Source organism: Streptomyces sp. NPDC058221 (assembly GCF_042882365.1).
GTDB lineage: Bacteria > Actinomycetota > Actinomycetes > Streptomycetales > Streptomycetaceae > Streptomyces.
Genome location: NZ_JBHVWF010000053.1, coordinates 42,690 through 49,060, shown reverse-complemented (window position 1 = coordinate 49,060; position 6,371 = coordinate 42,690). Strand labels below are relative to the sequence as shown.

The 6,371-nt window shown below is 68.2% G+C and carries 6 protein-coding genes; all 6 read right to left on the bottom strand.

The features are described 5' to 3' along the window. Positions 1-86 precede the first annotated feature (86 nt). A complete protein-coding gene (locus tag ACFVW8_RS18805) occupies positions 87-1,076 on the bottom strand; it encodes a zinc-dependent alcohol dehydrogenase family protein (RefSeq protein ID WP_389691291.1) in 990 nt (329 codons plus the stop codon). After that, positions 1,073-1,963, bottom strand: a complete 891-nt coding sequence (locus ACFVW8_RS18800) for a carbohydrate ABC transporter permease (protein WP_389691289.1) — start codon at positions 1,961-1,963, stop codon at positions 1,073-1,075. Before ACFVW8_RS18800 ends, ACFVW8_RS18805 begins: the two co-directional genes overlap by 4 nt. Then, positions 1,960-2,943: a carbohydrate ABC transporter permease gene (locus ACFVW8_RS18795; protein WP_389691287.1), complete on the bottom strand. Its 984-nt coding sequence runs from the start codon at positions 2,941-2,943 to the stop codon at positions 1,960-1,962. Before ACFVW8_RS18795 ends, ACFVW8_RS18800 begins: the two co-directional genes overlap by 4 nt. Next, entirely contained in the window at positions 2,940-4,304 is a 1,365-nt protein-coding gene (locus ACFVW8_RS18790) for an ABC transporter substrate-binding protein (protein WP_389691301.1), read from the bottom strand. Before ACFVW8_RS18790 ends, ACFVW8_RS18795 begins: the two co-directional genes overlap by 4 nt. A 121-nt stretch (positions 4,305-4,425) precedes the next feature. Continuing rightward, a complete protein-coding gene (locus ACFVW8_RS18785; protein WP_389691285.1) occupies positions 4,426-5,187 on the bottom strand; it encodes a DeoR/GlpR family DNA-binding transcription regulator in 762 nt (253 codons plus the stop codon). Between the two features lie 287 nt (positions 5,188-5,474). Continuing rightward, entirely contained in the window at positions 5,475-6,350 is an 876-nt protein-coding gene (locus tag ACFVW8_RS18780; RefSeq protein ID WP_389691283.1) for a glycosyltransferase family 2 protein, read from the bottom strand. Between the last annotated feature and the right edge of the window lie 21 nt (positions 6,351-6,371).

The window sequence follows — 6,371 nt, the reverse complement described above, 5'->3', positions numbered from 1 at the left end:
GGCCCGGTGCGTCCGCGGATCCTCCGCGGACGGCACCAGGTCGATGAGCGCCTCGCCCATCACCAGGACCGCATCGGGACCACCGGTCACGGCTCGACCACGATCTTGCGGCCCAGGCCCGCCTTGAACCGCTCCAGCGCTTCCGGGTACTGCTCCAGCGGCAGCCGGTCGCTGATGAAGACCGCGGGGTCGATGACTCCCCCGGCGAACAGTGCGGCGGCGCGCTCGTAGCTGTGCAGCACGGCCATCGAGCCGGTGATCGTGATCTCCTGGTTGTAGATCCGGTACGGCTCGATGACGGCCTTGGTCGCGTAGTCGGCGACGCCGAACTGCAGGAACGTGCCGCCCTTGGCGACCCGGCCGAGGCCGTCCTGGATGGCGCCCGCGTTGCCGGTGGCGTCCACGACGACGTCCCAGCCCCGTACCGTCTCCAGCTCGTCCGCCGAGGCCGCTGAGCGCGAGACGCCGAGCTTGACCGCGGTGGTCAGCCGGTCCGGGTTGACGTCCAGGATGTCCACGGTGGCGGCGCCGGTGCGCTTGGCGAGCTCCAGCATCATCAGCCCCATGGTGCCGGAACCGTAGATGAGCACCTTGGCTCCCAGCGTGGAGCTGAGCACGTCGTAGCCCCGCACGGCGCAGGACAGCGGTTCGATCAGCGCCGCGGTGGCCACGTCGACGTGGTCCGGGAGCTTCACGCAGTTCGCCACGGGAGCGACGGCGAACTCGGCGGCCCCGCCGGGCTTGCTGACCCCGATCGCGTTCCAGTTGTCGCAGAGGTTTCCGCGCCCGCTGCGGCAGTAGTGGCACTCGTGGCAGTGCAGCGACGGATCGACGGCGACCTTGTCGCCGATGGCCAGTTCGGTCACCTCGGAGCCGGTCTCCACGATCTCGCCGGCGAACTCGTGGCCAGGGATGATCGGCAGTGCGGGTGCGAACTCGCCCTGCAGGATGTGCAGATCGGTGCCGCAGAGTCCGCAGGCCCTGACGGCGACGATCACGTCCCGGGGGCCCGGGGTGGGGTCGGGGACGGTCTCGACCGACACCTTGCCGATGGACTCGATGATCGCAGCCCTCATTTGACAGCTCCAAGAGAAAGGCCCTGGACGAGTTTGTCCTGGGCGGCGAAGCCGGCGGCGAGCACCGGCAGGGACACGACGACGGACGCGGCACACAGCTGGGCGAGGAAGAGCCCCTGGCTGGTGACGACGCTCGTCAGGAAGACGGGAGCGGTCTGGGCCGTCACCCCGGTGAGCACCCGGGCGAAGAGCAGCTCGTTCCAGCTGAAGATGAAGCAGATGAGGGAGGTGGCCGCGATTCCGGGCGCGGCCACCGGCGCCACCACCCTGGCCAGCACCGTGGGCAGCCGGGCGCCGTCCACCTGTGCGGCCTCGATGATCGACACCGGCACGTCGGCCAGGAACGACTGCATCATCCATACCGCGATCGGCAGGTTCATCGACGTGTAGAGGATGACGAGGAACCAGATGTTGTCCAGCATCCCGGTGTTCTTGGCGAACAGGTACACCGGCAGCAGACCCGCGACGACCGGCAGCATCTTCGTGGACAGGAAGAAGAACATCACGTCCGTCCACTTCTCCACTCGCTTGATGGAGAGCGCGTACGCGGCGGGGAGCGCGAGTACGAGCACGAAGAGCGTGGAGAAGACCGATGCGGTGACGGAGTTGATCAGCGGCGGCCAGGGGCTCGCTCCTCCGCCGGCACCGAAGAACACCCGGTAGCCGTCGAGGGTGAGGGGCGCGCCGAGCGACGGCGGGTTGGTCGCGGCGTCGGCCTCCGAGTGGAAGGAGGTGAGCAGCATCCAGAGCGCGGGTGCGCAGAAGACGATGCCGACGACCCAGGCGACGAGTCCGAGGGCGGTGGAGCGTCGCCTGCCCCTGCGTGCCGCCCGTGCGTGGTCGGCACGGCCCGCCCGGGCGGTGTGTGGAGCGGTCAGGGTGCTCATGCGCGGTTCGCCTCCTCACTGAAGAGGGACGAGACCACACGCAGGGCGAAGGTCGCGACGACGATGGTGCCGATCACCACGACCACTCCCGCGGCGGACGCCAGTCCGTATTCGTGAGCTTGGTAGAAGGTCTGATAGATCGTGTAGGGGAGGTTCGCCGTGCCGAGCCCGCCGGCGGTGATGGTGAACACCGCGTCGAAGTTCTGCACGATGTAGATCGAGCCGAGCAGCACGCCGAGCTCCAGGTAGCGACGCAGATGCGGCAGCGTCAGGAAGCAGAACATCTGCCAGGCGTTGGCACCGTCCAGCCGTGCGGCCTCCATCTGCTCGGCTGACCGGCTCTGCAGCCCGGCGAGCAGGATGAGCATCATGAACGGGGTCCACTGCCAGACGAGGGCGGTGGCGACCGCGGCCAGCGGCATGTCGGAGATCCAGTCGGGCTGTGCGGGGCTGTCGACGCCGAACAGTCCGGTGAACCAGGCCCAGCCGCCGTTCAGCAGGCCGTACTCGGGGTTGTACAGCACGTGCTTCCACATCAGTGCCGCCGAGACGGGCACCAGCAGGAAGGGCGTGATCAGCAAGGTTCGCACGAACCCACGGCCGATGAACTTGCGGTCCAGCAGCAGGGCGAGGAGGAGCCCGAGCACGACGCTCACGATCACGACGCTCGCCGTGAGCAGGACCGTGGTGAACACCGAGTCGCGCAGACTCGGGTCGCTGAACACCTCGCCGTAGTTGGAGAACGCGCTGAAGCTGCGCGAGTCGGGCGAGAGCGAGTTCCAGTCGAAGAACGAGACCACGACCGTTGCCACGAAGGGCAGCTGGGTCACGGCGATCAGGAAGATCAGGGCGGGCAGCAGCGGGGCACGGGTGGCCCAGACTCGGGCCCGGCCGGGGACCTTTCCGGTCCTGCGGGGTGCGGCGGTGTCACCGGGCGCACCGGCGGGCGAGACTTCCGGGGTGGATACGGAGGCACTCACTTCTGCTCCTTGCCGACCTTTTCGGCGAGTGCCTGCGAGGCCTTCAGGGCGTCGGACACCGACTGGCGGCCGGCGATGGCGGAGCTGATCTCCTGCGAGACCTTGGTGCCCAGGTCGGTGAACTCCGGGATGTCGACGAACTGGATGCCGACGGTAGGCCGCGGCTGGGTGCCGGGGTCACGCGGGTTCGCGCTGGAGATGGCCTGCTGGGTGACGCTCGCGAACGCGGAGGCGTCCTTGAGGTAGTCCGGGTTGGAGTACGTCGACGCGCGCTTGCCGGCGGGCACGTTGGGCCAGCCGACCTTCTTGCCGACGAGGTTCTCGTAGTCCTTGCCGGAGGCCCAGGAGATGAACTTCCAGGCGCTGTCGGTCTTCTTGGAGGCCTTCTGCATGCCCCAGGCCCAGGTGTAGAGCCAGCCGGAGCTGTCGGTGTTCTCGACGGGCGCGGCCACGTATCCGACCTTGCCCTTGACCGGGGAGTTGGAGGCCTCCAGCGATCCGGCACCCGCGGTGGCGTCGTACCACATGGCCGTCTTGCCCTGCGTCATGTTGTTGAGGCACTCGGCGTAGCCGGCCTGGGGTGCGCCCGCCTCACCGTGCTTCTTCACCAGGTCGACGTAGAACTGGACGGCCTTCTTGAACTCGGGCGAGTCGAGCTTCGCGTTCCAGTCCTTGTCGAACCAGGTACCGCCCATGGTGTTGACGACCGTGGTCAGCGGGGCGATGACCTCGCCCCAGCCGGGCAGGCCGCGCAGACAGATGCCCTTCATACCGCTCTTGGCGCCGTCCGCCTTGGCCGCCAGGTCGGCGACCTGCTGCCAGGTGGGCTTCTTCGGCATCTTCAGGTTCTTCTCGGCGAAGATGTCCTTGCGGTACATGAGGAAGGACGACTCGCCGTAGAACGGCTCGGCGTAGAGCTTGCCGTCCTCGGCGGTGAGGGATTCCTGGAGCGGCTTCAGGATGTCCTTCTGGTCGAAGGCCTTGTCCTTGGCCGTGTACTCGTCGAGCGGGTGCAGCCAGCCGTTCTTCGCGTAGAACGGCACCTCGAAGTTGCTGATCGTGGCGACGTCGTACTGGCCCGCCTGGTTGGAGAAGTCCTGGGTGATCTTGTCGCGTACGTCGTTCTCCGGCAGCACCGTGAAGTGCACCTCGATGCCGGTCTCCTTGGTGAAGTTGGCCGCGGTGAGCTTCTGCAACTCGACCATCTGCGGGTTGTTCACCATGAGTACGTTGATCGAGTCGGTGTCGCCGGACGAGGTGCCGCCGCCGGCGCCGCTGCACCCGGCGAGCAGGGCCGTAAGGGCGGCGCCCGCACCCAGACGCGTACTCAGCCTGACTCGACGTTCCTTGAGGTGGGGCATGTGGTTCTCCTGATCACTCGTCATCGAGGATTCATTTGTAAGGTGCATGTCAGTCGTTCGGAGCTGACGGGCGGGTTCCGGCTACGCGGGCTTTCCTGTGGGGCGTGCTCGGGGTGGCGGGTCAGACCCGGATGACCTGCGGGCCCAGGCGCGAGTAGCGCTGGGCCTCGGCCGAGGGCAGACCCGTGTCCGTGACGATGTACTCGAAGTCGCCGACCTCGGCGAAGCGGCAGAAGCTCACGGCCCCGAACTTGGCGTGGATCCCGGCGAAGACCCTGCGGCGGGCGCTGCGCATGGCCTGGGCCTTCACCTCGCTCACGGCCGGGTCAGGGGTGGTCAGGCCGTATTCACGGGAGATGCCGTTCGCCCCTACGTACGCCAGGTCGATGACGAATCCGGCGAGCATCCGGGTCGTCCAGTGGTCGACGGTGGCCATCGTCGAGCCGCGGAGCCGTCCCCCGAGGAGCAGCACGGTGGTCTTGTCCGCGTCGGCGAGGGCGGTTGCCACCGCGAGGGACGCGGTGACCACGGTCAGCGGCCGGTCCCGGGGCAGCGCCTCGGCGACGAGCATCGGTGTGTAGCCCTCGTCGACGAAGACCGTCTCCGCATCGCCGAGGAGGTCGGCCGCGGCCGTTGCGATCCGGGACTTCTGCGGGACGAGGCGGCTGGTGCGCGCAGCCAGCGTCGTCTCGAAACCGGCACTCTCCACCGGATAGGCGCCGCCGTGGGTACGGCGTACGAGACCGTGCTCCTCAAGGGTGTGCAGATCACGCCGGACGGTCTCCTTGGCCACCTTGAGCGTCCCGGCCAGCGCGGTCACTTCCACCGACCCGTCGCGGCGGGCAATCTGGAGGATCTCTCGTCGGCGCTCGTCGGTGTCCACGGCACACTTCCCTGTTTTACTGCGGCTCAGGCCCCGTTCGGGCTCATGAGTCGTTTGTACAAGCAAGGGACCCACCGCGACCAGGCTCTTCACTGCTTCGCCTGTGCCCGGTTGTGCCCGTTTCACCGAGGGCGTATCGGCTGGTCACACCATATGGAGCGGTGGTACTCGTGCGGACCGGTGCCCGATTGACGCGATGATCGTGCCCGAACGGTGCCCGCGGCGGTCGACCGTCTCCCACCGGGGCCCGAGTCGCTGCCCGTTTCTGCCGGACGCCGCCGGGGCCCTCAGAGGACCGGCGGGCGTCCCAGCCGGGTCATACGCCATACCGTGCCCCACCTCATCGGTCTGCGCGGGCCGCACGGCGTCCGCAGACCTTCGACGAAGCCGCCCCACCAGGCCTTGACCCCGGCCACCGAGCGCATCCTCACCATGGCGAGGACAATCCACACACCGAGATAGACCGGGACGAGCGGGACCGGAAGCCGACGGCGGGCCAGCCAGACGCGGTTCCGGGCGGTGAAGCGGTAGTGGGTCGCGTGCCGGGCCGGGGACGTCCTCGGATGCTGGAGCACGAGTCCGGGTTCGTAAAGGATTCTCCAGCCCCCGTCGAGCGCGCGCCAGGCCAGGTCGGACTCCTCGTGCCCGAAGAAGAACTCCGCCGGCCACAGACCGATCCCGTTGAGCATGGGCATCGAGAAGGCGTGTCCACCGCCGAGGAATGCGGTCACCGGACCGCCCCGCATCGGATCGTCGGCGCGCAGCCTGGGCACCCAGCGACGCTCCGTGACTCCGTGCTCGTCGGCGACCCGGAACCCGACGATGCCCAGCTCGGGGTCGTCCCCGAACAGCTGCTGCACCCGGCGGAACACATCGTCGGCGATGAGCAGCCCGTCGTCGTCCAGTTCGACGACGACGTCGACCTCGCCCGACTCGCTCAGCACCTTCAGTCCGACGTTGCGGCCGCCGGGGCAGCCCAGGTTCTCCGTCAGGGGGATCTTGGTGACGTCCGCCGTGATGTCGGTGAGGGGTGTCGCGTTGCCCACCAGGACGACTCTCGCGGCAGGCACGTCCTGCTTCCGCACCGAGGCGAGCAGATCGTCCAGCTCCCTGGGGCGGGTGCCCATGGTGACGATGACGACTCCGAGGCGTGGCAATGACATGGCGGCGTACTCCAGCGGTCG